Raw genomic sequence first — 26,082 nt, forward strand, 5'->3', positions numbered from 1 at the left:
CCTCAGGCAAACCAATTGGTTTGCCGGGGAATGGCGAGTTTGGTGGCCCCGATGACGCCAAACATTTTTTCCTATATCTATTGACAACATCCCCATTTTGATTATTTTCCGCTTCGTCCTGCCCCACCGAGAGGGGCGATCGCGATCGTCACGATTGCGGGGCGGGAGGCGGTGGACGCCGGAGATGCGGCGTCACGGGATGCGTGGGTACCGGCTGTCTGCGGGCAGGCCGCATCGTCTGTGGTCAGGATACCACTGGGACAGGCGGCACGGCTTGCTGGCGGATGGAACGGGCCTGCGGATCAAGTGACGGACGACCAGATTCGAAACGCGTCCGGCCCGATAGCTTGTGCTCCCCCGGCCCTGTCGCGCAGGGCCCAACAAGGGTGACCTTGATCGGTCATCTGGGCCAGCATTCAGCAAGCCGACAAAACACCGCAGGCGGAACGCCGGGCAATCGCCCGTGCTTTCCGAAAGTCCTGATGCGCCAACTTGCGGAAGACCGCATCGGCATCAGGCCCAGGGGTGCATCGGGCACCCGGCGTTCCGCACGCCCTCTCGTCAGGGGGCGGGAAGGAATGCGCAAAACTCGGACGCGCAAGCGCCGCGAGACTGCGAGCGCTTGTCCGATTGGCAATCTCCGGCCGTCTGCGTTAACAAGCGACAAGCAATGGAGCACTGCATGAACGATCTCTGGCGCCTGTCGGCAACTGACCTCTCCGCACTCATTCGCGACCGCAAGGTGTCTGCCAAAGAGGCGACCGTTGCGGGTCTCGCACGGCTCGATGCCGTGAACCCTGCCATCAATGCGGTGGTTGACCATCGGCCCGATGAAGCGCTGAAGCGTGCCGACGCCGTCGATGCGGCGATTGCGCGCGGCGAGGACGTCGGCCCGCTCGGCGGCGTGCCCGTCACGGTCAAGGTGAATATCGACTACGCGACCTATCCGACATCGAACGGTGTGAAGATCCAGAACGAGATCATCGCAACGTCCAACAGCCCGGTGATCGACAATCTGTTGAAGGCCGGCGCCGTCATCATCGGCCGCACCAACTGCCCGGCATTCTCCTATCGCTGGTTCACCACCAACCAGCTCTACGGCGATACCAAAAACCCGCGCGATCCCTCGCTGACGCCGGGCGGATCATCAGGCGGCGCGGGCAGCGCGGTCGCCGCCGGTATTGGACACATTGCGCACGGCACCGATATCGCGGGCTCGATCCGCTATCCCGCCTATGCCTGCGGCGTGCATGGTCTGCGTCCGACCGTCGGTCGCATTGCCGCCTATAATCAGGCACTGCCCGAGCGCATCATCTCCGGCCAGATCACCGCGGTATCCGGCCCGCTGGCGCGCACCATCAACGATCTCCGTCTCGGCCTTGCTGCGATGTCGCAGCCCGATGCGCGCGACCCCTGGTGGGTGCCGGCGCCGCTCGAAGGACCCAAGCGCGAGAAGCGCGCTGCCATGTGTCTGCGGCCCGACGGGCTCGCCATTACCGCAGATGTGGAAGCCGCCGTGCGCGATGCCGGCAAGCGGCTGGAGCGGGCAGGATGGATCGTCGAGGAAGTCGAGAACACGCCGACCCTGCGCGAGGCTGCGGCACTGCAGACGCAGATCTGGTTCGGCGATGGCTATCAGGGCATGCTGGATGCGGCCGAACGCGAGGGCGATCCCGCAGCACTTGTCTGTCTGCGCGGCCAGAAGGACAAGCTTGTCGGCTTCGACAATGGCGGGCTCTCGCGCGCCCTGGTGCGCCGCTCGACCTTCGTGCGCGACTGGGAGCTGTTCCTGCAGCGCTATGCCGTGGTGCTGATGCCGATGTCCGGCGAACTGCCGTTCCCGGATCATCTGGATATGCAGGGCCAGGAATCGTTCGATCGCGTCTGGGCCGCCCAGATGCCGCAGATTGGAATTCCCTTCATGGGCCTGCCGGCGCTGAGCGTTGCCACGGGCCTCGTTGGCCGCGCGCCGACCGGCGTGCAGGTGGTTGCGGGCCGCTACCGCGAGGATCTGTGTCTGCTGGCCGGCGAAGCCATCGAGGCCGGTGGCACGCCGCCGATGCCTTGCGATCCTGTTCCGGCCTGAGAAGGGATCAGTGCGATGACCGGCATCTCGGATTTCTCTGCGAATGCGCTGTCCGGCGAGCCGGTCGCGCTGAAGCAGTTCGAAGGAAAGGTGCTGCTGATCGTCAATACCGCCAGCGCCTGCGGATTCACGCCGCAATATGCCGGGCTGGAGAAGCTGCAGCAGGATTTTGCGCCGCGCGGATTTTCCGTGCTGGGCTTTCCGTGCAACCAGTTCGGCGCGCAGGAGCCCGGTGACAGCAGGCAGATCGAGAGCTTCTGCGAGGCCAATTACCATGTCACCTTCCCATTGTTTGAGAAGATCGACGTGAATGGCGCCAATGCCCATCCATTGTATAATTACCTGAAATCTGAAAAGTCCGGATTGCTGGGTGCGGGGATCAAATGGAATTTCACCAAATTCCTGGTCGACCGTTCCGGCAAGGTTGTTGAGCGTTTTGCGCCGACCACCAAACCTGAATCACTGCGAGAGAAAATCGAGGCGCTGCTATGACCGATAACACCAATGCATCAGCCGATCTGCCCGATCGCCTGTCCACCGATCCGCGAAGCCCGTTCTACAATGCCGAAGTGCTGCAGCGCGATGTCGGCATTCGCTTCAAGGGCGCCGAGAAGACCAATGTCGAGGAATATTGTGTGTCCGAAGGCTGGGTGAAAGTGCCCGCAGGTGCAGCAAAGGACCGGTACGGCAATCCGCTGCTGATCAAGCTGACCGGCTCCGTGGAGCCGTATTTCCGCGACTGAAGCCGGGAAAACGTCCCAGGACCTGCTGCGGGAAACTGACCTGTTCGCAGCAGGCGCTGACTAGCAAAAAGGCGTTGCCCGCATAAATTTGAAGCTTAAAGTAATTGCGGTTTGCGGCTACGCTGCGTCCGTCAGCATGATGGACACAGTCGGGCCGTCGTGATTGCAATGCGTGCATGGCAAATGAAGGACCGGGAATGCAGGTGGTGTCGCTACGTTCGGACGCTCACGCCGAGTCGGAACCTTTATCCGGCCGCAAACCCGCTTCAGCCATGATCGAGATCGATCACGTCTCGCAGCGCTTCCAGACCTCCGGCAAGCAAAGCCATCTGGCGCTGTCGGATATCAACCTCACCATCGAAGACGGTGCCTTCGTCTCGATCCTCGGGCCCTCAGGCTGCGGCAAGTCCACCTTGCTCTATATCGTCGGCGGCTTCGTGCAGCCGACCGATGGTGTGGCCAAGGTGAAGGGCAAGGCGATCACGGGACCGGGTCCCGATCGCGGTCCGGTGTTTCAGGAATTCGCACTGTTCCCGTGGAAGAACGTGCTCGGCAACGTCATGTATGGCCTGCGCCAGCAGGGCGTGAAGAAGGCCGAAGCGGAGGCGCGGGGCCGCAAGCTCTTGGAAATGGTCGGCCTCAAGGGCTACGAGAACTTCTATCCGAAAGAACTCTCCGGCGGCATGAAGCAGCGCGTCGCGATCGCGCGCACGCTGGCCTATGATCCCGCTGTTCTCCTGATGGACGAGCCGTTCGGCGCGCTCGATGCGCATACCCGCACGCGGCTGCAGAACGACCTGCTCGACATCTGGGACCGCCAGCGCAAGACGGTGCTGTTCGTGACGCATTCAGTCGAGGAGGCCGTCTATCTCTCCGACAAGGTGATCGTGATGTCGCGCTCGCCGGGCTCGATCAAGGAGATCGTCGATATCGATCTGCCGCGGCCGCGCAAGCGCGCCGATCTGCTGCTCGATGCACGTTTCCAGAAATACATCGTCGATATCGAGAAGATGATCGACGACGGCAAGGATCATCTGTGATGACCGCGCGCGGCGTGCTCAAGACATTGTCGCCGCTGTTCGCCTGCATCGGCTTGCTATGCGTTTGGCAGGTTGCTTCGTTGCGGCTCGATACCGAAAGCTTTCCGACCGCGCTGGAGGCGATCAAGGCCATTCCGTCCATTCTCGGCGACAAGGGATCGCTGCTGAACATTCTCGATTCGATCCGTCGTATGGCCATCGGCCTCGTGCTGGCGGTGATGTTTTCGATCCCGCTCGGTCTGCTGATGGGGCGCATCAAGGCCGTTGCGGCCTTCTTCAATCCGCTGATGATGATCATCTATCCGGTGCCAAAGGCAGCGCTGATGCCCATCATCATGCTGTGGATGGGCGTTGGCGACGTCTCCAAGATCCTTGTCATCTTCCTCGGCGTCAGCCTGCCGATCATCTACCACGCCTTCCAGGGCTCCAAGGCCGTCGAAGAAAAGATGCTGTGGTCGGGTGCGGCGATGGGCATGTCGGCGCCGATGCGCATGCTGCGCATCGTGTTGCCCGCAGCATTGCCCGAAATTCTCACGGGCTGCCGCACCGGTCTTGTGCTGGCACTGATCACCATGATCACCTCCGAGATGATCGCGCGCCAGTCTGGCGCGGGCAATATCCTGTTCAATTCGCTCGACATGGCGCAATACGACACGGTGTTTGCGATGATCCTGATCATCGGCGCCATGGGCATCGTCTTCGATGCGGCCTTCGAGAAGCTTCGCCTGTCGCTGGTGCGCTGGTCGCAGCCGCGCGACGACATGCCTCTCAGCTTTACGTGAGCGCAACATGAACCAGACCCGCATCAATTCGGTTCTGCTGGGCATCACGCCGATCGTGCTGTTTCTGGCGCTGTGGCAGTCGCTGATCTCGTTCGGCTTCGCGCCGACGAGCTTGTTGCCGCCGCCGGGCGCCGTGTTCGGAAAGCTGGCGAAGGACTTTTTCACCGGTGACTTCCTGCACGACATCGCCGCGACACTGATCCGGCTGTTCGCCGGCTTCGGCATCGCCGTGGTCGTCGGCGTGTTCATCGGTCTCGCGGCAGCGGTGAGCCCGGCGGTCAACGCCGTCGTCAAGCCGCTGGTGCGCGTGCTGGCGCCGATCCCGAAGATCGCGCTCTATCCGGCACTGCTGCTGATCCTCGGCTTCGATCACGCCTCCAAGATCACGCTGGTCACAGCCGACGCGCTGTTTCCGATCCTGCTGTCGACCTATTACGGAGCCTCGATGGTCGAGCAGAAGCTGATCTGGTCGGCGATGGCCGCAGGCACGCCGCGCTGGCAGATCCTGTTCAAAGTCGTGCTGCCGGCCGCGATGCCGTCAATCCTGACGGGCTGTCGCATCGGCCTGGTGATCTCCTGCATCGTGGTGTTTCTCGCCGAAATGATCACTTCGACCGATGGCCTCGGTCACATGCTGGTGCAGGCCGCGCGCACGTTCCAGACCGTGGACATGTTCGTGCCGCTGATCATGATCTCGATGCTCGGTCTGATCCTGAACAGCCTGCTGCACTGGCTGCGCAGCTATCTGCTGCGGGGCTTTCCGGAAGTGTAACGCCGTCCCTCTCGGTCGTCATTCCGGGGCGTGGCCGGCACTTGCCGGACGCGAACCCGGAAGCTCCTCGCAGAGAATCTCATGCCGGGATTCCGGGCTCGGCCCCGGCGCCTGTCGGCGTCGGTGCCGCCCCGGAATGACGAGCGGAATGTTTACAGCACCGGCGGCTTCTGCAACTGGAAGTGTTTCAGCAAATCCACGAACGCCGACAGCCGTCCCTCGCGATAGGCATCGACATCGAGCCCCTCATAATTGAGAAAGCCTTCGCCGGTCTTGAGGCCGATCTTGCCCTCGGCCATATTGCGGCCGACGATCTCCGGCGATGCATAGCGATCGTTGTTCAGTGCGCCGGTCAGATACTTGCTGGCGTAATACAGAATATCGCCGCCGCCCCAATCGACGAATTCGAGCAGACCCAGCACCGCAAAGCGGAATCCGAAGCCGTATTTGATTGCCTTGTCGATATCCTCGGGGCTGGCGACGCCTTCCTCGACCATGCGCGCGGCTTCATTCATGGCCATCGCCTGGATCCGCGGCACGATATAACCGGGCGTCGCTGCGCAAACCACGGGGACCTTGCCGATGCCTTCGAGCATCTCCTTCACCCGCGCGGTGATCGCGGGATCTGTCCTGGCCCCGGGCGAGACTTCGACCAGCGGCACGAGATAGGCCGGGTTCAGCCAATGCGCGTTGAGGAAGCGCTCGGGATGTTCGACGGCGCTGGAAATGTCGTCGACGAGGATGGTCGATGTGGTCGACGCGATGATCGGCGAGGGGCCTGCGAGCTTTGACGCGCGCCCCAATGCTTCACGCTTCTGGTCGAGTACTTCCGGCACGCCTTCGAAAATGATCGCCGAACTGCTGAGCGCAGCACCGGCATGAGCTTCCGGCACGACACTGACGCGTGCCACCAATGTCTCGATATCGGCTTCGGTCAGCAGGCCAAACCGCGCCATGCTGGCGAAGGTCTTGCGGATCTCGCCCAGTGCCTCGGCTTCCAGCGCCTTGAACTTGTCGGCGTCGCGCGGCTTGAAGTCGACGATCGCGACATTGTGGCCCGCATACGCAAAGGCGACGGCAATGCCGCGGCCCATGCGACCCGCGCCGAGACATGCGATGGCGGGCAGAGAACTTGCGGCTGCGTTCATGCGGCAAAGCCTTCGCGCAGCAGCTTCAGCAGGCCGGCCTGATCGAGATCGCCGAAGCCGAGGCTTGCAAGCGTGCGGCCGCCCTGGAGGAAATTTTCGCCGCAGATCGCGCCGCCGATGGCGAGGAATGCCTTGACCAGCGGCGTCTCGACGCCGGCGAGGCTGGCGCAGGACAGGAAGAACGACAGGCCCGTGCGCAGGTCCTCGCGCATGTAGCGATGCTCGGTGAGCACGATGTGCTCGCGCCAGTCCCCCGAGTCAGTCAGGCGGTCATGCGACCCGCGGCCATACATCCACTCTTCGCCTTCCTTGGCGTAGTGGTCCGCCAGCGGGAAATGCGCACCGTTGTAGCCGAAGGCCTCGCGGATCGCGATGCGCTCGGCGTCGAGCTGGTCGGTGACTCGGCGGATCGCCGGCTGCGTGCCTTCCTTGTGGATGTCCCAGGTCGGGAAATGCTCGAGCGGTCCGGCATTCATCACGATCAATGGCGGATGGATGATCGGACCGGCATTCATCAGTGCGCCGGACAGCGCATCGCCGCAGGGCTCGATCACGCCGGGGAAGGCCTTGTCGATCACCTTGCAGGCATAGTCCATCATATCCAGCGGAAACACGCCGGTCGGCAGCCGCTTGGCGCGGATGGTGATGGCGACCTCGAACGGGCCATGCTTGCGCGCGAGCCAGGGCAATGTGCCGGTCTCGGCGAAGGCAATCTTGGCCCTGTTGCCGGCGTCATGCGCAGCCTTGGCGAAGATCATCGAGCCGAAGGTCGCCGGCGGCAGATAGACCACCTGACCATCCTTGAGGTGCGGAGCGATCCGTTTGGCGATATCAGGCTGCGCAAAGGCAGGCGCGGGGCACAGGATCAGCTCGACGTCCCTGATCGCCTCGGCGATATCAGTCGTTACCAGCGTCAGCTGGGTATCGTGCGTGCCCTGCGCATTCTTGACCTTGATGCGCGAGCCAGCCTTCTTGTGTTCGGCCACAGCCTCGGCATCGCGCCGCCACAGGCGAACGTCGTGGCCCTGCAGTGCAAAATCACCCGCTGCCGCGAACGAACCGTTGCCGCCACCCAATACTGCGATCTTCATGGTCTAACCTTCTTCATTTCTAGCAGTACAACATACACGACCTCATCCTGAGGAGCGCGCACTTGCGCGCGTCTCGAAGGATGGGCCGAATGCTGGATGAACATCTCATGGTTCGAGACGGCGCAAGAGCGCCTCCTCACCATGAGGCATCGAGTTTGTGGCCTCACGTAGAGACCTCTGTATTCTGCTTCAGTTTGAAATGCTGCACCTTGCCAAGCGCGGTGCGCGGCAGGTCTGTGACGAATACGATGTCGCGTGGCTGCTTGTAGCGGGCGAGCTGCGTCAGAACATGGGCCTTCAGCGCCTCGGCGCTCACGCTGCAATTCGGCCGCAGCAGCACATAGGCAACGGGCACTTCCTGCCATTTCGGATCGGGCACGCCGACGACGCCGCAATCGGCGACATCGGGATGTTCGAGCAACACACGTTCGACCTCGGCGGGGTAGACGTTCTCGCCGCCGGAAATGATCATGTTCTTCTTGCGGTCATGGACCCAGAAATAACCGTCATCGTCGCGCGTGCCGATATCGCCGGTGCGATACCAGCCGTCATGCAGCGCTTCGCGCGTCGCAGCCTCGTTGCCCCAGTATTCGAAGAATACGTTGGGGCCGCGCACGGCGATCTCGCCGGTTGCCTTGGCGGGAAGCTCATTGCCACTGTCGTCAATGATCATGGCTTCACAGCAAAGGCCGGGCAAACCCGTTGATCCCGTGCGCGACTGGTCGCCGCCGAGCCGCGTATAGACCGCGATCGGGCAGGTCTCGGTCGAACCATAGACCTGCAGCACGGGAATGCCGCGCGTCGTCAGGCGCTCGATCAGATGTGGGGGCACAATGCTGGAGCCGGTCGAGACGGCCTTGAGGCATGATAGGTCCGTTGTCGCCCATGCGGGATGTTCGCTAACGGCCTGAATGGTTGCGGGCACGAGCACCGTCAGCGTCGGCCTGTCGTTGGCGATGGTTGCCAGGGTCGAGTCCGGCGTGAAGCGGGCATGGATCGTGACGGTGGCGCCGTGATGCAGTGCCGGCGTCGTCTGGATGTTGAGGCCGCCCACATGGAAGAACGGCAGTACCGTCAGCACATGGTCGTCGGAGGTGAGGCCATGCATGTGCTGGCTCATCACGCCGTTCCACAGCAGCGCTTCCTGGCGCAGAACGGCGCCTTTCGGACGACCGGTGGTGCCCGACGTGTAGACGATCAGCATCGGGCAGGAGAGGTCGGTATGCGGATTGCGGCCATCGCCCGATGCGCGCGCCAGCAGGGCATCAAAGGTCTGTCCGGGCGCCGGCGGCGTGAAGTCGAGTGCGATGACGCGAGTATCCGGCAGATCCTTGACGAGCGATGGGAGGATCGCGGCGAAGCCTTCTTCCAGCACCAGCACCTTCACCGATGCGTCTGAGAGGATGAACAACTGCTCGGCGACCGCGAGGCGCCAGTTCAGCGGCACCATGATCGCGCCGAGCCGGGCGCAAGCATAGAGCAGAACGAGATAGTCCGGCCGGTTGAGGCTCAGGATCGCGACGCGATCGCCACGACCCACACCGCATTCCGCCTTCAACGCCTTCGCCGTCGCTTCGATCCGCGCATGGAACGCAGCGTAGCTAAGCGTCGCACCCTCGAAATGAATCGCGGATTTGTCCGGCGTGAACGCGGTGTTGCGGGCGATAAGGCTGGAGAGATCCACGATTACTCGTCTTTCTCGCCGGCCTCGTAGAGTGCCTCACGGCCAATGCGGTCGAGGCAGAGTTCGGCGGTCCAGGGCAGCATCAGCGCGCCGCAGCGGCTGTCACGATAGATGCGCTCAAGCGGCAGGGTCTTCAGCATCGCCTGACCGCCGCAGGTGCGGATCGCCAGCGCGGCGAGCTCATTGGCGCCTTCCATCACGGTATATTGGGCGGCGTAGGCGCGCAGCACCTGTTCCTTCGATGGATTGGCGCAGGCTTCGGTCACGGCCTGGAACCAGGTCGACTTGAGCTGCTCGAGCTTGATCTGCATCTGCGCCACGGCGATCTGCTTGGTCGGATACATGCGGCGCTTGACCGGCGGCATACCCGGGATTTCGCCGCGCAGATACTTCACGGTGAAATCGTACGATGCCTGCGCGAGACCAACGTAAGTTGGCGACAGCGTCAGGAACATGTGCGGCCAGCGCATCGCAGCCTGGAAGTAGACGCCGCGTGGCATCAGTGCTGCATCCTCCGGAACGAACACGTCCTTGAAGATCAGCGTGCGGGAGACCGTGCCGCGCATGCCGAGCGGATCCCAGTCGCCAACGACGGAAACGCCTTCCGACTTTGCCGAGATCGCCAGATACAGGGTGTTGCGGCGCGAAGCCTTTTCGCCCTCGGCGACTTCGGTGCACAGCACGCCGTAGTAATCGGCGAAACCCGACAGCGACGCAAAGATCTTCTTGCCATTGACGATCCAGCCGCCCTTGACGGGTCTGGCTTCGGTGCCGAATGCAACGCCGCCGGCGGCCGCTGCGCCCCCTTCGGAGAACGGCTGCGAATAGATCGCGCCGTCTTCGACGATGCGCTTGTAGTGAATGGCGCGGCGGCGGTGCTGTTCGGCGCGCATCTGGTCATCCATCTCGAGGTCATCGGCAAGCGGGCCGGACCACAGCGTCGAGCAGACATGCATGTTCCAGGTCAGCGCAGTGGCGCCGCAATAGCGGCCGATTTCGGCCGCCGCGAGGGAATAGGTCTGATAGCCGGCGCCCGAGCCGCCATTGGCTTTCGGGATCGAGATGCCCAGCAGACCCGCCTTGTGCAGGTCCTTGTAATTCTCCAGCGGGAAGGTGGCCTCGGTATCCCACTTCGCCGCGCGGCCGGCGAAATTGGTCTGCGCCAGCTCGCGCGCCTTGGTGATCAGCCCGGCCTGCTCGTCGTCGAGACGATAGGCCTTCGGATCGAACATCGGCTTGTCGAGGACGATGCTGTCGAGGTCGGGCTTGCTGGCAGGCTTGTTCATGAGGATGACCCCGAAAGATTGTGGCTGGTTTTGAGGAAGTCGGCGAGTACTTCATTGAATTCGTGCGGACGTTCGAAGCTGGCGAGATGGCCGACGCCTTCGAGTTCGACATAGGTCGAACCGGGCACAAAGGTCGCCATCTTGGCCATGGTCTTGGCCGGCGCGTTGTTATCCTTGGAGCCTGACAGCAGCAGCGTCGGGGCCTTGATATTGGCGAGCTCCTTGCGGAGGTCGAAGCCGATCATCGCCTTCATGGAGGCGCGATAGGTCTCAGGCTTCACAGAGGCCATGCAGTCGCGCGCGAGCTCAAGGCCGGCAGGATCCGGATCGTCGCCGATCAGGCCGGCGACGAGCTTCGGCGCCATCGACACCATGGTCTCGCCGCGGTCGAGTGGTCCGAGCCGCGCATCGATGAAGTTCTTCTGCCATTCGCCATCGGAACTGCCGAAGGCCGACGTGGTCTGTGCCAGCACCACGGCGCCGGCGAGCTCGGGATAATCGACCATGAAACGCTGCACGATCATGCCGCCAATGGAATGGCCGACCAGCACCGTCTTCCTGGCGCCGATCTGTGCGAGAAAATCCTTAAGCGCCTCGGCGAAAGCCGGGATGCTTGGTGCGGGCAGCTGCGCCGAGCCGCCATAACCCGGCATATCCCAGCCGATGGCGTAATAGCGGTCGCCGAACCTGTCGATCTGGTGGCGCCAGCCGCGGCCCGCGCCGCCGATCCCATGCAGAAACACCAGCGGTGTCGCTGCGGAATCGCCTTTGGCTTCAAAACCGAAGCGGCCGTCCTTCGTCGTCAGGGCTGCAGAATTTGGCACGCATAGGCCTCCTGTGCTGTCGGACAAGCACAATCCTAGCATGTCCGAGATATATGAAAAGCGATAGTTTTAGACTTAAAGGGTCAGCGGCTGCCTGTTCGAAAGGCAATCGCGTTATAGCCGATCAAGTCTCCGAGCCGGATATTTTGCCTGCGTCGCTTGGCCATGTTGTGACCCCGAGGACGTCTCGGACGGCCCGCGCGCAATCGCACTTGTTCGAAATTTCTTTAGGTTTAAAACAATATCGATTGCCGATGCATCCAGGGAGGAAGCCGTGTCCGATCAGTCATTTTTGTCCTGGCCGTTTTTCGAGGACCATCACCGCGAACTGGCCACGGGCCTGTCGCGCTGGGCGAAGGCGACGTTGCCTGGTCTGGTCGATCACCATGACGTCGATGGCTCCTGCAAGCGTCTGGTGAAGGCGCTGGGTGACGGCGGGTGGTTACGTGCGGCGGTGCCGGCAAGCCATGGCGGGATGTATCCGACATTCGACGTACGCTCGCTATGTCTGATCCGCGAAACACTGGCCTATGAGACTGGTCTCGCCGACTTCGCCTTTGCAATGCAGGGACTCGGGACAGGACCGATTAGCCTGTTCGGTTCGGAGGCCTTGAAGTCGCGCTATCTGCCACGCGTCGGCAGTGGTGAGGCGATTGCAGCGTTTGCATTGTCAGAGCCCGATGCAGGTTCGGATGTCGCTGCGATGACGACGACTGCGGTGCCTGATGGTCCGGATCATGTCCGCATCAATGGCCTCAAGACCTGGATCTCCAATGGCGGCATTGCCGACCAGTATGTCGTCTTCCTGCGCACCGGCGAATCCGGCGCGCGCGGCATCAGCGCTTTTGTCGTCGATGCGGATACGCCTGGCTTCACGATTGCGGAACGAATCGACGTGATCGCGCCGCATCCGCTGGCCACACTGAAATTCGAGGATTGCCGCGTGCCGGTGACAAACCGTATCGGCAAGGACGGCGAAGGCTTCAAGGTGGCCATGGCGACACTCGATGTGTTCCGTTCGACGGTCGGTGCGGCCGCGCTGGGCCTCGCACGGCGCGCGCTCGATGAAGCGCTGCATCGCTCTGTCACGCGAAAGATGTTCGGCCATACGCTGGGCGATCTGCAGCTCACGCAAGCGGGGCTCGCGGAGATGGCCACGTCCATCGATGCCTCGGCACTACTTGTCTATCGTTCGGCCTGGACCAAGGACCAGGGTGCTGCGCGCATCACCCGTGAAGCAGCCATGGCCAAGATGTTTGCTACCGAAGCGGCGCAGACAGTGATCGACCGCGCGGTGCAGATCTTCGGTGGCATGGGTGTACAGTCCGGCGTCAAGGTCGAGGAACTGTATCGCGAGATCCGTGCGCTACGCATCTATGAAGGCGCCACCGAAGTGCAGAAGGTCATCATTGGCCGCGAACTGATCAAGGACGCCCAATCGAAGTAAATCGATGAGGCGAGCCGATCACGGCTCGCCTGACAATCTACGCGGCCGTCGCGTCCGCTTTGTAGTTCGGCGCGGAGGCGAGAAACCGGGCATAGGCGTCGGCATCCGGTGGCGTGAATTTCTCGACCAGCGCGCCGCGCCGCTTGCTGGTGGCGCCCATGTCGTCGAGCAGTTCGTCGAAATGCTTGAAGTGATAGGGCGCCACACACAGTCCGCCATAGACACCGGCGGCTGGACGTTCGACGCGCTTGAAATGCAGCATCTTGTCCATATCGGCGTGCATCTCGGCGGCCGTCGGCTGCTTCGCCAGCTTGCCGTCGGCATAACGCACCAGCCAGTTGGCGGCCATTTCGGCCGTCAGCACCGAGCAGAAGCTGGAATTGAAGCCGACAAAACCCATATCCGGCAGGTCCGGATTGGCAATCACGCGATACAGCCGATACTGCCCGTCAGACTGGATCAGCTTGTCGCGATAGTCCTGCGGCAGGAACGGCACGCCGAGCTTGAAGCCGATGGCCAGCACAGCAATGTCGGCCTCGACGCGTTGGCCGCCTGACATCACGATGGTCTGCCCGTCATAGTGATCGAAGGTGCCGCGGATCGCCTTGATGCGCCCGTCGGCGACCATCGGGAAAAAGTTCGGTGTCGCGATCGGCACCGAGCAGTTGACGCCGTCCTCAATACGTCCTTCCGGCACCATGTCGCATTTCTTGAGCTTGAGCTGCGCCTTCAGCATGGCCTCCAGCCCGCGCCAGTTGGCCCAGATGAAGGGCCTGGCGATGGCATGGTTCAGTTTCGACAGCGCGCTCAATCCCCAACCGCGGAACATCTCCTCCTGCGCGCGAATATAGAGGATGCGCTTGAAGTTGATCACGCCGCCGATGAAATAGGGAATGCGCCAGACCGGCTCGCGATAGACGAAGGTCACAGCGCTGGCGCCGGCATTGACCGAGTGCACGGCGATGTCGGTGGCTGATTTCGAGCCGCCGAGCACGACGACTTTCTTGCCTTTGACGACGGATGAATCCGTGTGCTCCGCCGAATGCAGGATCACGCCGCCGGCGGCCTTGAACGCGTCCTCGCCGGGATGATGCAATTCCTTGCGCTCGTTGAATTGTCCGGTGCAGACCGCGACGAAATCGAATGTTTCCTGCGCGGTGTTGCCATCCGCATCGCGCGTTTCCAGAGTCCAGCCGGGCAGGCCGTCGCCGCGCCGATTCATGCTGATGACGGTGGTGTTGAACCGCATCAGTGGGATCAGATTGTAGTCGCGTGCATAGTCTGTGAGATAGGCATGGACCTGCGGTCCCTTCGGCCATTCCGGATAGTTGGTCGGCATCGGCTTGTCGGTGAAGCGATAGAGTTCCTTCGGGCTTTGGGTCTGCACCTCCGGATAGGATCGCGCCGGCTCCCAGACGCCGCCGAGATCGCCGCTGCGCTCCAGCACGGTTACCTTGTGGCCGCGCGCGACAAAGGATTTTGCGGCGGCCAGGCCGGCAATGCCGGCGCCGATGACGCAAACACTCTTCTGCTTGACCATGGCTAGTTTCCTGTTGAATCCGGCTGTGGATCGCAGGCGTGCGGGTTCGAGCGCGCAGACAGGTGTCTGCGCGGAACGTCTGCGATAGGTGAAGGTGAAATTCGGTCGGCGAGGCCTAGTCGTTGGCTTCCGGCGGCAGGAAGTTCACTTCATGCTCGGCAGAGACGCGGACGATGGCTTCGATGTCGCTCATATTGTGCAATTGCTTGAACAGGGCTTCGAGCTTCTGTGTCGGTGAGACCCAGAACAGTGCGCGCGCCGGCTTGTCCGACTTGTTGAAATAGCCATGCGGAATGCCGCGGGGCAGACGGACCAGATCGCCGGCATGGGCGCGCACCCACTGGCCGTCGAGCTTGAGGTCGAGAATGCCCTCCTGCACCAGAATGAATTCTTCCTGGGTCGGATGGATATGCACCGGCACGAACTGGCCGGGATCGCTGTTGGTCTCGAAGGCAAAGGTGGAGTCGGTCACGGCCTTGGGGAAATAGACCTGTCCGAGGATATTCCACGTGGTGCCGTTATATCCGGTGCCGTTCTGGGTAATGCCTTTTTCAAGTGCCGCCATGGTCCTGCTCCCTTGGGTTTCTCGTCTGCAATGATGCTGCGTGGCCTTGGGGTCTGTCTCTAGCCGTTGAACGAATCCGCTATCCAAACGACGAAATAATTACCGGTGCAGGGAAGGGGCGGCCACGCCACGCTGCGCTGCACACTCCTCTTTGGAAGGCGCGGGTCTGAGTATTCGTTGTGCAGCACGGCAATATTTGCGGCGCACCGCCGGCTATGCGACGTGACGGGACATGGATAGTCTAGGCTTCAAATAACGCAGGCGATCGGACCATGGTGTTGGACGCAGCCGTATCAGGGAATGCCCAGCCGGCCCGCGCCGCAAGGCTTGCGGCGTTCTCCCGCGTCTTCACCAGGGATATCGACGAGGCCGTCGACTCGATCGGACGTATTTTCTGTCCGCATGCGCTGGACCCATTGCAGAGCTCCCGGCCAGATTTTCATGCGCTCCATAATTGTGCGGCGTTCGATGGCTTCTCCGTCAACTACGTCTCCTATGGCGGGGCGGTATCGATCGACCCCGGCTGCCTCGATCGCTTCTTCCTGCTGCAGATCCCGGTGCATGGCGGTGCCCGCATCAACACGGGTGGCCGGACGATCGAGGCGTCGGCAGGGCGTGTCGCCTCCTTGCTGTCGCCGACCATGCCGACAAAGATGGTCTGGCAAGATGATTGCGCCAAGCTGATCCTGCTGGTCGAACGGCGGCTGGTGGAAGAGCGCGCAGCGGCACTGGCGGAGAGATCCGGAGCGGTCATTGAGTTCAATCCGCAGGTCGATCTGAACACGCCGTTCGGCCTCGCGATCCGGTCCCAGATCGAATACCTCGTTGATCTCGCGGAGCATCGCGGGCCCGGGCAGCAGATCTCGCCGATGATGGCGGCAACCTTGCGCGACTCCGTGATTGGACTTCTGCTCACGGGCCAGCGTCACAGCCTTACTGACACCATCGACCGTGCCCTTGCGCGCCTTAGCCCGCTGCCCGCCGTGTTGAGGAAGGCCCGGGACTATCTCGAAGCCCATGCCGCCGAACCGCTCGATCTCGGTCGGCTCGCCCGCGCGGCAGGCATCGGGATACGGTCGCTGCAGATGGGCTTCCAGAAGCACTTCGGTATGTCGATTTCCGATGCGCTGCTCGATATCAGGCTGACGCATTTGAACGCGCGGCTGCTGCGGGCTGCGCCTGGCGAACGCGTCATCGATATGGCCTTCGATCTCGGCTTCACCCATCTGAGCCGGATGGCCAGCGTCTACCGGGCCCGCTATGGCGAGAGTCCCTCGGATACGCTCCGCCGGATTCGCTAGTGCCAGCCCGCGCGGACCACTTTCTTGCAAAAGCTTGAAGTTTAAAATAATATCCGAAGGGCTCATGGAGAGCCTGCGGAAGGTCACGCATGTCCGGATTGTCTCGCTCCTCCCACGCCCTGGTGACCGGCGGCGGCCGCGGCATTGGCCGCGCCATTGCGGCGTCACTGGTACAGGCCGGTGTGACCGTCACCGTCATGGGCCGCAACCTCGCAGTACTGAATGAGGTCGTCGCGGCCGGGGACGCGCATCACGCGATTGCCGCCGATGTGTCCGATCAGGCTGCGCTGGATGCCGCAATTGCGGATGCCGCACAACGCCAGCCAATCGACATTCTGGTCGCCAACGCGGGTGCCGCGGAATCCGCGCCTTTCGCGAAGTCGGATGCTGCGCTGTTCCAGCGGATGATGGACGTCAATTTCATGGGCGTCGTTTATGCGACGCAGGCCGTGCTGCCGGAGATGGTCAAGCGCAAGAGTGGCCGCATCGTTGCTATTGCTTCGACCGCTGGCCTCAAGGGCTACGGCTATGTCAGCGCCTATAGCGCTGCGAAGCACGCCGTCATCGGTCTGGTGCGCTCGGTCGCGCTGGAAGTCGCCAAGAGCGGCGTCACCGTCAACGCCGTTTGTCCGGGCTTTACCGAAACCGATCTGCTCGAAGGCAGCATCGACAATATCATGAGCAAGACCGGCCGTACGCGCGAACAAGCTGTTGCCGAATTGGCCAAGCATAATCCGCAGGGTCGTCTGGTGACGCCTGGCGAAGTCGCCGACGCGGTGCTGTGGTTATGCGGCGCGGGCGCGAGCTCCATTACCGGACAGAGCATCGTCGTCGCCGGCGGCGAAGTCTGATCGATACGCAACAACAAGAACCGAACTGTCTTCAGGGAGCCAACATGTCTGTCATGGTCAAGAACAAGGTCGCCAATCCCGTCACGCTGCCGCTGGCCGAGTTCAAGCCCGAGCATTTTCTGCTGGCCGTGGCCGATGGGATCGCGACGGTCACGCTGAACCGCCCCGAGCGCAAGAATCCGCTGACGTTTCAAAGCTATCGCGAACTGACTGATTTCTTCCGCGCCTGCGCAATGGACGATGAGGTCAAGGTCGTGGTCGTCACCGGCGCCGGTGGCAATTTTTCGTCGGGCGGCGATGTGTTCGAAATCATCGGCCCGTTGATCGAGATGAACACCAAGGATCTCACCGCCTTCACGCGCATGACCGGGGATTTGGTCAAGGCGATGCGTGTCTGTCCGCAGCCGATCGTGGCGGCAGTGGAAGGCATCTGCGCCGGTGCTGGTGCCATCATGGCGATGGCCTCCGATATGCGGCTGGCCGCGACCGGCACCAAGGTCGGCTTCCTGTTCAACAAGGTGGGCCTCGCCGGCTGCGACATGGGCGCCTGCGCGATCCTGCCGCGCATTATCGGCCAGTCCCGTGCCTCGGAACTGCTTTATACCGGCCGCTTCATGAGTGCGGAGGAGGGCGAGCGCTGGGGGTTCTTCAGCCGTATCGTCGCGCCGGCGGAGGTACTGAGCCAGGCGCAGACACTGGCCAGACAGATCTCCGAAGGCCCGACCTATGCCAACACCATGACCAAGCGCATGCTGTCGATGGAATGGGCGATGTCGGTGGAAGAAGCGATCGAGGCGGAGGCGGTGGCGCAGGCGCTGTGCATGACGACCGAGGATTTTGCCCGGGCGTTCCATGCCTTTGCGAACAAGCAGAAGCCGAAGTTCGAGGGCAATTGAGGCCCTCAATATGCCGGATCGGGGCGCGAGCGCGCCGGTCACTGTGATAACTTGATGTGCATCAAGGCTTGCGAATTGCCGGTTTGTCAGGCTTGCCAGGAATTGTTTTAGGTTTAAAATATATCCATCCAGGCACGACTGCGGAGGCTGTCATGAAGATCGCGATTATCGGTGGCGGGCCGGCGGGCCTCTATTCTGCGATCCTGCTGAAGAAGCAGCGGCCGCAGGCAGAGATCACGGTCTATGAGCGCAACCGTCCCGATGACACCTTCGGCTTCGGCGTGGTGTTCTCCGACGCGACCCTCGACAATTTCGAGAAATACGATCTTCCGAGCTATCAACGCATCACCCAGGAATTCGCTTACTGGGACGACATCGCCGTGCACTTCCGCGGCACCGTGCACCGCGTCGGTGGCAACGGCTTCTGCGGCTGCTCGCGCCGCACGCTGCTGATGATCCTGCAGGACCGCGCCCGCGAACTCGGCGTCCATCTGCTGTTCGAAGTCGATATCACCGACGAAGCGCGTTTCGCCGAGGCCGATCTGATCGTGCTTGCAGATGGTATCAACAGCCATTTCCGCAACAAGTATATCGAGCACTTCGCGCCCGAAGTGGATCTGCGCTCCAACAAGTTTACCTGGATGGGCTCGACCAAGCCGCTTGATGCCTTCACCTTCCTGTTCCAGGAAACCGAGTGGGGTCCGTTTATCGCGCACGCCTATCAATATGAAGCAGGCCGCTCGACCTGGATCTTCGAGACCGATCCGGAGACCTTCAAGCGCGCTGGCCTCGAAGGCCTCGGCGAGCAGGAATCCGCCGATCGGATGCACGATATCTTCAAGGGATTCCTTGGCGACCACAAGCTGCTGATCAACCGCTCGATGTGGCGCAATTTCCCGATGATCCGCAACAAGCGCTGGGTCAAGGACAATATGGTGTTGCTCGGCGACGCCAAGGCGACCGCACATTTCTCTATCGGTTCCGGCACCAAACTGGCGATGGAAGATGCCATCGCGCTGCATGATGCGATGGCGAAGGCGCCGACTGTCGAGGCCGGGTTGCACGACTACGAGCATGGCCGCCGCGAGGAGGTCGAGAAGATCCAGCATTCAGCGGACGTCTCGCTGGTCTGGTTCGAACACGTCGATCGTTTCTGGGATTTCGACCCCGTGCAGTTCGCCTTCGGCGTCATGACCCGCGCCAAGGCGATCACCTATGATAACCTGACGCTACGCGCGCCGGACTTCGTCAAGGAAGTCGACAGGTCGTTTGCCCAGAAAGTGAAAGCACAGGGCTTCGACGTCGATGTCGCGAAGCCCGAGGTGCCGATGTTCCAGCCGTTCAAGATGCGCGACATGGTGCTGGCCAACCGCGCCGTGGTATCGCCGATGTGCATGTATTCGGCGAAAGAGGGCGTGCCGAACGATTTCCATCTGGTGCATTACGGCTCGCGCGCCATCGGCGGCGCCGGTCTCGTCTTCACTGAAATGGTCTGTGTCGGCCGCGATGCGCGTATCACGCCTGGCTGCGCGGGACTCTGGACCGACGAGCAGGAAGCGCAGTGGAAGCGCATTGTCGATTTCGTGCACAACACCTCCGCCGCCAAGATCTGCCTGCAACTCGGCCACGCCGGCCGCAAAGGGGCGACGAAGCTGATGTGGGACGGCATGGACCGCCCGCTGGCCGATGGTGCATGGGATATCGTCTCGGCGTCGCCGTTGCCATATTATCCGGACAGCCAGGTGCCTGCGGAAATCGATCGCGCCAACATGGATCGTGTGAAGGCGGAGTTCGTAGCTGCTACGATCCGCGGCGATCGCTGTGGTTTCGACATGCTCGAAATGCACACCGCACACGGCTATCTGCTGGCAAGCTTCCTGTCGCCGCTCACCAACAAGCGCACCGATGAATATGGCGGTTCGCTGGAGAACCGTCTGCGCTTCCCGCTCGAAGTGTTCGCTGCCATGCGTGCGGCATGGCCGGCGCACAAACCGATGTCGGTGCGTATCTCGGCGACCGATTGGGCCGAAGGTGGCAACACCGGCGATGATGCCGTGGAAATCGCGCGCGCTTTCGCCGAAGCCGGCGTTGACCTCGCTGATATCTCGACGGGGCAGACGGTGAAAGAGTCACGCCCGATCTACGGCCGCATGTTCCAGACGCCGTTCTCGGATCAGGTCCGCAACGAGGCGAGCGTCGCCACCATGTGCGTCGGCAACATCACCAGTGCGGATCAGGTCAACACGATCCTGGCCGCCGGCCGCGCCGATCTTGTGGCGCTTGGCCGTCCGCATCTCACCGATCCGTCCTTCACCATCAAGGCTGCTGCCTGGTATGGTGCAAAGGACGCCTATTGCCCGCCGCAATATATGCCCGGCAAAGATCAGATTTTCCGTAACAGCGTCAGAGACAAGCAGGATTTCGAAGACCTGAAAATTAAGGCTAAGCCGAAGACCCGCGCCGAGATGCGGGCGGAGACCGCCAAGCCACTTGCAGCTGAATGACTGGGCATGCGAGGTTATTTAGCATATTTTTAGGATGGGTAGAGCGCAGCGAAACCCATCGATCCTGATCTGTGTGGTGATGGGTTTCGCGAAGACGCTCGACCCATCCTACGCCAAGCATGTTGTGTGGAGTTGAGCTGATGAAGGCAATCATCGTGGGCGGTGGCGTTGGCGGCTTGACCACCGCCTTGATGCTGCGGGCGCGGGGCATCAATTGCGAACTCTACGAACAGGCTGATTCAATCCGTGAACTGGGCGTCGGCATCAACACGCTGCCCCACGCAATCCGCGAACTCGCCGGGCTCGGTCTGCTCGATAGGCTTGATGCGGTGGCGATCCGCACCGATGAGCTGCATTACCTCAACCGTCACGGGCAGGAGGTCTGGCGCGAGAAGCGTGGCTTCGGTGCGGGCCACGACGTGCCGCAATTCTCGATCCACCGCGGCCGCCTGCAGAGTGCGATCCATCGTGCGGTGGAAGAGCGCCTTGGCACGGAGGCGATTCATACCGGTCGTCGGCTCGGTCACTTCACGCAGGACGAAGGCGGCGTCACAGCCTATTTCTTCGATCGCAACAACAATCATGTCGAGACCGCACGCGGCGATATCCTGATCGGCGCCGATGGCATCCACTCCAAGGTGCGCAGCACGCTGTTCCCGAACGAGGGGCATCCGATCTGGAATGGTCTGATGCTGTGGCGCGGTGCGCGCGATTGGCCGGCCTTCCTCACCGGCAATTCGATGATCGTCGCCGGCGGCCTCCACGCCAAGGTCGTGGTGTACCCGATCGCGGAGGGTGAGACGCCGGGCAACCGGCTGACCAATTGGGCTGTGCTGGTGAAGACCGGCGAGGGTGGCACGCTGCCGCCACGTCGCGAGGACTGGTCGCGGCCCGGCAAGCGCGAAGAACTGATGCCGCATGTGGCGCGTTTCAACGTGCCGCATATCGACGTACCCGCGTTGATTACGGCGACGCCGGAGTTCTGGGAATATCCCTGCTGCGATCGCGACCCGCTGCCATATTGGTCCGGTGGGCGCGTCACGCTGCTCGGCGACGCCGCGCATCCGATGTATCCGGTCGGCTCCAACGGCGCATCGCAGGCGATCCTCGATGCGCGCGCGCTGGCCGACTCACTGGCGCATGCCGAACATCCGCGCCAGGCGCTGATGGCCTATGAGCGCAAGCGCCTGCCGATGACCGCGGAGATCGTGCGCTCCAACCGTCGTGGTGGCCCGGAAGGCGTCATCGATGCGGTCGAGCAGATCGCGCCGGATGGTTTCGACAATGTCGAGAACGTACTGAGCTACGCGCAGCGCGAAGCCATCGTGAAGGGCTATGCGCACAAGGCCGGCTTTGCGGCTTCGCCGGGACTTGCCGTGGTGAACGGGTAACTAGCGCGCCCACAAACTGACACTTCGTGTTCGTCGTGCCCGGGCCTTGTCCCGGGCATCTACGTTTTAAGGGGCTCAAACACGTAGATGGCCGAGACAAGCCCGGCCATCACGTCGATGCTGGTATGTGGCCTGAACGAGGAGCCGTGTTACGCGCCGGGAGGTGGCGGCAGGAAGTGGATGTTGTATTCGGCGGCGAGCGCCACAACGTCCTCGGGCTTTTGCTCTTTCATGTTGTGGATTGCCCAGAACAGGTCATAGAGCCGGCGGCTCGGCGACACCCAGAACAACACCTTGGCGTTCTGGTCCGACTTGTTGAAGATGCCGTGCGGAATGCCGCGCTGCAGGCGCACGAGGTCACCCGGGGTCGCCGACGTCTCTGAGCCACCCAGGAAGAAGTCGAGCTTGCCTTCGAGGATGTAGAGATACTCATCCTGGTCCGGATGGATGTGCGGCGGCACGAAGGTGCCGGGCGGGAAAGTGGCGTGCCACGAGAACGAATCCTCGGTGCAGTTCTTCGGCACATAGGTCTGGCCGAGGATGTTCCAGGTGATGCCCTGCATGCCTTCATTGGCGCGAGTGATGCCGGCGATCTCGGTTTTCATGGTTGGTCCTTCCTTGGGTCACGCATTACGACGCGGGTGGTACTCGAAAACAGTTGATCAAACGTGGAGGAAACGATCCTTCACGGTGGAGTCGCTCTTCAGTTGTTCGGATGTGCCGGTCCACACCACGCGGCCTTTTTCGATCACCACGTGACGATCGGCGAAGCCGGCGAGTGCATCGACATTCTTGTCGATCACCAGAATGGACTGACGCTCGGCCTTGAGCTTCTTCAGGCAATTCCAGATTTCAAGGCGAATGAGTGGCGCGAGGCCTTCGGTGGCCTCATCGAGAATGAGCAGCTTCGGGTTGGTCATCAGCGCGCGGCCAACGGCCAGCATCTGCTGCTCGCCGCCGGACAGCTGCGTGCCGAGATTGCTGCGGCGTTCCTTGAGGCGCGGAAACAGCTCGTAGATCTTGTCCAGCGTCCAGCGCGCCGGTGGATGACGCACGGCGGCGGTAGCGACCAGGTTTTCTTCCACACTGAGCGTCGGGAAGATCTGGCGACCTTCCGGAACGAGGCCTATCCCTGCCTGGGCGATGCGATAGGAGGGCAGACCTGCCATCGGCTTGTCGTCGAAGGTAACGGTGCCGCCGGTCGGGTGGATCAAGCCCATAATGGCGTTGATGGTCGTGGTTTTGCCCATGCCGTTGCGGCCGAGCAGGGTGACGACCTCGCCGGCATTGATGGTGAGCGAGATATCGAACAACACCTTGGCCGCGCCGTAAGCGGCCTGGAGATTTGAGACCGAGAGCATCAGGTGGCCTCCTCGCCGAGATAGGCAGCGCGGACTTCCGCATTGTCGCGAATGCTTTGCGGCGAGCCGGACGCGATGATGCGGCCATAAACCAGCACCGAGACGCGGTCGGCCAGTGCGAACACTGCGTCCATATCGTGCTCGATCAGCACGATGGGAAGCTCCTTGCGCAGCTCCTGCAACGTGTTGATCAGCCGCTGCGATTCATCGTGGCTGGTGCCGGCAAGTGGTTCGTCGAGCAACAGCAGCTTGGGCTTCGCCGCCAGTGCAATGGCGATTTCGAGCTGGCGCTTCTCTCCATGCGACATCTGTCCGGCCAGCATGCTTGCACGTGCGGCGAGGCCGAAGCGCGACAACAGCGCCATGGCGGTGTCGTTCAGCGCGGGTTCCTTCGACGCATCGCCGAAGAAGCTGAAGCTCGATCCGCTGCGTGCCTGAACAGCGATCGCGACGTTCTCCAACGCCGAGAAACGCGGCAGGATCGAAGTGATCTGGAATGAGCGCACCAGGCCCATCCGCGCGCGCTCTGCCATCGGCAAATGCGAGACGTCCTGACCGTCAAAGATGATACGGCCGGAGTCCGATTGTGCGTGGCCGGAGATCTGGTGGATCAGTGTGGTCTTGCCGGCACCGTTGGGGCCGATGATGGCGTGCAACTCGCCGGCCTCGATGTTCAGCGACACATCGTCGGTGACGCGCAGCGCGCCATAGTTCTTGCAGATGTTCTGCAGCTGAAGCGGTGCGTTGCTCATGATTTGGCTCATGACTTGCTCCAGAACAGTCCGGTGATGCCGCCGCGTGCGTAGAGCACGACGAGGATCAGGATGGGTCCGAAGATCAGTGCCCAGTTCTCGGTGTAATGCGACAGGATATCCGCCAGCAGGCTGAACACGGCTGCGCCGATGATGGCGCCATGCAACGAGCCGAGGCCGCCAAGGACAAGCACGAAAATCAGGTCGCCGGAGCGCTGCCAGGTCGCATAGGCCGGGCTGACAAATTCGGTCTGGTTGGCGAGCAGAAAGCCTGACACACCGGCGATCATGCCGGCAATGACATAGGCGGTGAGCTGATAGCGATAGGGCGCAAAGCCGATCGCTTCCATGCGTACCGGATTCTCGCGAATACCGCGCAGCACCCGGCCGAAACGCGACGCGACGAGGGCGCGGAGCAGGAGATAGGCGCCGAGCAGCACGCCGAAGGCGACATAATACATCGCCACGTCGTTCTTCATGAACTTCGAGCCGAAGAACACGCTGCGCGAGGCAAGCGTCAGCCCGTCGTCGCCCCCATAGGCTGCCAGCGAGGTGCCGAGAAAGAACAGCATCTGGCCGAAAGCCAGCGTGATCATGATGAAGTAGACGCCCTTGGTCCGCAGCGAGATCGCGCCGGTGAAGAGAGCGAAGATGAGCGAGACACCGAGCGCCACCGCGAGCTGTATGAAGCCGTCGGTAATTCCATGGCTGGCAAGGATCGCGACGCTGTAGGCGCCGAGGCCGACATAGGCGGCATGACCGAACGAGATCATGGCGCCGTAGCCGATCAACAGATCGAGCGACATGGCGGCCAACGCCAGGATCATGATGCGCGTGACCAGCGCGAGGATGAAGCTCTGCGAGCCCCACAGCGCGGAGAGCGGCACAAGGGCGAAGATCGCGAACACGATCAACGGCAGCACATAAGCACGGCTGGCTCGGGGCGGCGTTACGAGAGCAGGGGTAGCGGGGGCGCCGAGGTCGACGAGATTGTTCATGGTTCGCTCCCGTTACTGCTTGGACGGGAACAGGCCGGACGGCCGGAAGAACAGCACCGCAGCCATCAGGATGTAGATCAGCATCGGCGCAACGGCGCGGCCGGTCTGGCTCGCTGCGGCAGGGTCGAGCAGCAGCTTGAGCAGCGTCGGCGCGAAGAAACGTCCGAGCGTATCGACGAGGCCGATCAGCAGTGCCGCAATGAAGGCGCCGCGGATCGAGCCGATGCCGCCGATGACGATGACCACGAAGGCGAGAATGAGCACATTGTCGCCCATGCCTGGTTCGACCGAAAGGATCGGGGCCACCATGGCGCCGGCAAAGCCTGCGAGCATGGCGCCGACGCCGAACACGATGGTGAACAGCAGGCGGATATTGACGCCGAGTGCGGAGACCATGGCCGCATTGCTGGCGCCGGCACGCACCAGCATGCCGAGCTTGGTTTTATTGACGACGAGATACAGCGCGAGGCCGACGGCCAGACCGACGGCGATGATGACGAGGCGCCACACCGGATACAGCATGCCGTCGGTAATCTCGATAGCGCCCGACAGTGCATCGGGGATCGCGACGTTCAGCGGCGCTGCGCCCCAGATGTATTTGACGGCCTGATTGAGGAAGATGATGACGCCAAAGGTCGCGAGCACCTGATCGAGATGGTCGCGATCATACAGATGTCGAAAGATCAGGACCTCCAGCAGCAGCCCGAAAATCAGGGCGGCAGGCAATGCCAGTGCGAGGCCGGCGACGAAGCTGCCGGTCATGGCGGTGAAGGCGGCGACCAGATAGGCACCGACCATGTACTGCACGCCATGTGCAAGATTGATGAAGTCCATGACACCGAACACCAGCGTCAGGCCGGCGGCGATCAGGAACAGGATCAATCCGAACTGCAGGCCGTTCAGGATCTGGACGAGGGCAAGCGTGAGGGTCATCAGATAACTTGGTTTCTATACTGAGATAAACACGGGCCGATAAAACACCGGGCCGTCCCGCCTTCGCGGCAACGGCCCGGTGATGAG

24 protein-coding genes are annotated in these 26,082 nt (G+C 62.1%); 12 read left to right on the top strand and 12 right to left on the bottom strand.

The window, feature by feature from the left end; genetic code table 11:
- Positions 1–682 precede the first annotated feature (682 nt).
- The 6 genes from AC1RLZ_RS22835 to AC1RLZ_RS22860 all read left to right on the top strand — a co-directional run bounded on the left by AC1RLZ_RS22835 (position 683) and on the right by AC1RLZ_RS22860 (position 5,423).
- Positions 683–2,086 (top strand): amidase family protein, encoded by a 1,404-nt coding sequence (locus AC1RLZ_RS22835; RefSeq protein WP_493190454.1) that lies wholly within the window; start codon positions 683–685, stop codon positions 2,084–2,086.
- A 15-nt stretch (positions 2,087–2,101) separates the two neighbouring features.
- Entirely contained in the window at positions 2,102–2,578 is a 477-nt protein-coding gene (locus tag AC1RLZ_RS22840; protein WP_493190455.1) for a glutathione peroxidase, read from the top strand.
- The gene (locus AC1RLZ_RS22845) at positions 2,575–2,829 is read left to right on the top strand and encodes a DUF3297 family protein (RefSeq protein WP_089267433.1); all 255 of its coding nucleotides are present in this window, start codon (positions 2,575–2,577) and stop codon (positions 2,827–2,829) included. The genes AC1RLZ_RS22840 and AC1RLZ_RS22845 overlap by 4 nt, the downstream gene beginning before the upstream one ends.
- 197 nt (positions 2,830–3,026) lie before the next feature.
- Entirely contained in the window at positions 3,027–3,869 is an 843-nt protein-coding gene (locus AC1RLZ_RS22850; protein WP_493190508.1) for an ABC transporter ATP-binding protein, read from the top strand.
- The gene (locus AC1RLZ_RS22855; RefSeq protein ID WP_493190456.1) at positions 3,869–4,651 is read left to right on the top strand and encodes an ABC transporter permease; all 783 of its coding nucleotides are present in this window, start codon (positions 3,869–3,871) and stop codon (positions 4,649–4,651) included. Before AC1RLZ_RS22850 ends, AC1RLZ_RS22855 begins: the two co-directional genes overlap by 1 nt.
- Positions 4,652–4,658: 7 nt before the next feature.
- Entirely contained in the window at positions 4,659–5,423 is a 765-nt protein-coding gene (locus AC1RLZ_RS22860; protein WP_493190457.1) for an ABC transporter permease, read from the top strand.
- A 152-nt stretch (positions 5,424–5,575) separates the two neighbouring features.
- Here AC1RLZ_RS22860 and AC1RLZ_RS22865 read toward each other — a convergent pair whose 3' ends face one another.
- The 5 genes from AC1RLZ_RS22865 to AC1RLZ_RS22885 form a co-directional block, all read right to left on the bottom strand.
- On the bottom strand, positions 5,576–6,517 hold the full coding sequence (locus AC1RLZ_RS22865; protein WP_493190509.1) for a 3-hydroxybutyryl-CoA dehydrogenase: 942 nt from the start codon (positions 6,515–6,517) through the stop codon (positions 5,576–5,578).
- 50 nt (positions 6,518–6,567) lie between these two features.
- A complete protein-coding gene (locus tag AC1RLZ_RS22870) occupies positions 6,568–7,662 on the bottom strand; it encodes an NAD/NADP octopine/nopaline dehydrogenase family protein (protein ID WP_493190458.1) in 1,095 nt (364 codons plus the stop codon).
- Between the two features lie 163 nt (positions 7,663–7,825).
- Positions 7,826–9,346 carry a class I adenylate-forming enzyme family protein gene (locus tag AC1RLZ_RS22875; protein WP_493190459.1) on the bottom strand — a complete coding sequence of 507 codons (1,521 nt, stop codon included), beginning with the start codon at positions 9,344–9,346 and terminating at the stop codon, positions 7,826–7,828.
- A 2-nt stretch (positions 9,347–9,348) separates the two neighbouring features.
- Entirely contained in the window at positions 9,349–10,632 is a 1,284-nt protein-coding gene (locus AC1RLZ_RS22880) for an acyl-CoA dehydrogenase family protein (RefSeq protein WP_493190460.1), read from the bottom strand.
- Positions 10,629–11,456 carry an alpha/beta fold hydrolase gene (locus tag AC1RLZ_RS22885; RefSeq protein ID WP_493190461.1) on the bottom strand — a complete coding sequence of 276 codons (828 nt, stop codon included), beginning with the start codon at positions 11,454–11,456 and terminating at the stop codon, positions 10,629–10,631. Before AC1RLZ_RS22885 ends, AC1RLZ_RS22880 begins: the two co-directional genes overlap by 4 nt.
- A 274-nt stretch (positions 11,457–11,730) precedes the next feature.
- Between AC1RLZ_RS22885 and AC1RLZ_RS22890 the strand changes: the two genes are divergently transcribed.
- Positions 11,731–12,903: an acyl-CoA dehydrogenase family protein gene (locus AC1RLZ_RS22890; protein ID WP_371425995.1), complete on the top strand. Its 1,173-nt coding sequence runs from the start codon at positions 11,731–11,733 to the stop codon at positions 12,901–12,903.
- Between the two features lie 37 nt (positions 12,904–12,940).
- Here AC1RLZ_RS22890 and AC1RLZ_RS22895 read toward each other — a convergent pair whose 3' ends face one another.
- Together AC1RLZ_RS22895 and AC1RLZ_RS22900 are read right to left on the bottom strand one after the other, a co-directional pair.
- Positions 12,941–14,443 (bottom strand): flavin-containing monooxygenase, encoded by a 1,503-nt coding sequence (locus AC1RLZ_RS22895; protein ID WP_493190462.1) that lies wholly within the window; start codon positions 14,441–14,443, stop codon positions 12,941–12,943.
- A gap of 115 nt (positions 14,444–14,558) precedes the next feature.
- A complete protein-coding gene (locus AC1RLZ_RS22900; RefSeq protein ID WP_175367248.1) occupies positions 14,559–15,008 on the bottom strand; it encodes a cupin domain-containing protein in 450 nt (149 codons plus the stop codon).
- Between the two features lie 272 nt (positions 15,009–15,280).
- On the opposite strand from AC1RLZ_RS22900, the gene AC1RLZ_RS22905 reads away from it, so the two are divergent.
- From AC1RLZ_RS22905 to AC1RLZ_RS22925, 5 genes are all read left to right on the top strand, one after another.
- Complete coding sequence (locus AC1RLZ_RS22905; protein ID WP_493190463.1) at positions 15,281–16,309, top strand: AraC family transcriptional regulator; 1,029 nt, start codon at positions 15,281–15,283, stop codon at positions 16,307–16,309.
- Between the two features lie 89 nt (positions 16,310–16,398).
- Positions 16,399–17,160, top strand: a complete 762-nt coding sequence (locus AC1RLZ_RS22910) for an SDR family NAD(P)-dependent oxidoreductase (RefSeq protein WP_493190464.1) — start codon at positions 16,399–16,401, stop codon at positions 17,158–17,160.
- Between the two features lie 53 nt (positions 17,161–17,213).
- The gene (locus AC1RLZ_RS22915; RefSeq protein WP_493190510.1) at positions 17,214–18,056 is read left to right on the top strand and encodes an enoyl-CoA hydratase family protein; all 843 of its coding nucleotides are present in this window, start codon (positions 17,214–17,216) and stop codon (positions 18,054–18,056) included.
- 152 nt (positions 18,057–18,208) lie between these two features.
- A complete protein-coding gene (locus AC1RLZ_RS22920; protein ID WP_493190465.1) occupies positions 18,209–20,560 on the top strand; it encodes a bifunctional salicylyl-CoA 5-hydroxylase/oxidoreductase in 2,352 nt (783 codons plus the stop codon).
- A gap of 140 nt (positions 20,561–20,700) precedes the next feature.
- Positions 20,701–21,951 carry a flavin-dependent oxidoreductase gene (locus AC1RLZ_RS22925; RefSeq protein WP_493190466.1) on the top strand — a complete coding sequence of 417 codons (1,251 nt, stop codon included), beginning with the start codon at positions 20,701–20,703 and terminating at the stop codon, positions 21,949–21,951.
- A 149-nt stretch (positions 21,952–22,100) separates the two neighbouring features.
- On the opposite strand, the gene AC1RLZ_RS22930 is transcribed toward AC1RLZ_RS22925, so the two are convergent.
- Genes AC1RLZ_RS22930 through AC1RLZ_RS22950 form a run of 5 tightly spaced genes read right to left on the bottom strand, consistent with a single transcriptional unit; the run spans position 22,101 to position 25,995 of the window.
- A complete protein-coding gene (locus AC1RLZ_RS22930) occupies positions 22,101–22,556 on the bottom strand; it encodes a cupin domain-containing protein (protein WP_089267419.1) in 456 nt (151 codons plus the stop codon).
- Between the two features lie 57 nt (positions 22,557–22,613).
- Positions 22,614–23,312 (bottom strand): ABC transporter ATP-binding protein, encoded by a 699-nt coding sequence (locus AC1RLZ_RS22935; protein WP_493190467.1) that lies wholly within the window; start codon positions 23,310–23,312, stop codon positions 22,614–22,616.
- On the bottom strand, positions 23,312–24,064 hold the full coding sequence (locus tag AC1RLZ_RS22940) for an ABC transporter ATP-binding protein (RefSeq protein ID WP_493190511.1): 753 nt from the start codon (positions 24,062–24,064) through the stop codon (positions 23,312–23,314). Before AC1RLZ_RS22940 ends, AC1RLZ_RS22935 begins: the two co-directional genes overlap by 1 nt.
- An 8-nt stretch (positions 24,065–24,072) precedes the next feature.
- The gene (locus AC1RLZ_RS22945; RefSeq protein WP_493190468.1) at positions 24,073–25,062 is read right to left on the bottom strand and encodes a branched-chain amino acid ABC transporter permease; all 990 of its coding nucleotides are present in this window, start codon (positions 25,060–25,062) and stop codon (positions 24,073–24,075) included.
- A 12-nt stretch (positions 25,063–25,074) separates the two neighbouring features.
- A complete protein-coding gene (locus tag AC1RLZ_RS22950) occupies positions 25,075–25,995 on the bottom strand; it encodes a branched-chain amino acid ABC transporter permease (RefSeq protein WP_371425977.1) in 921 nt (306 codons plus the stop codon).
- Positions 25,996–26,082: the final 87 nt, after the last annotated feature.

Source organism: Tardiphaga sp. GW822-FHT04G09 (assembly GCF_058800725.1).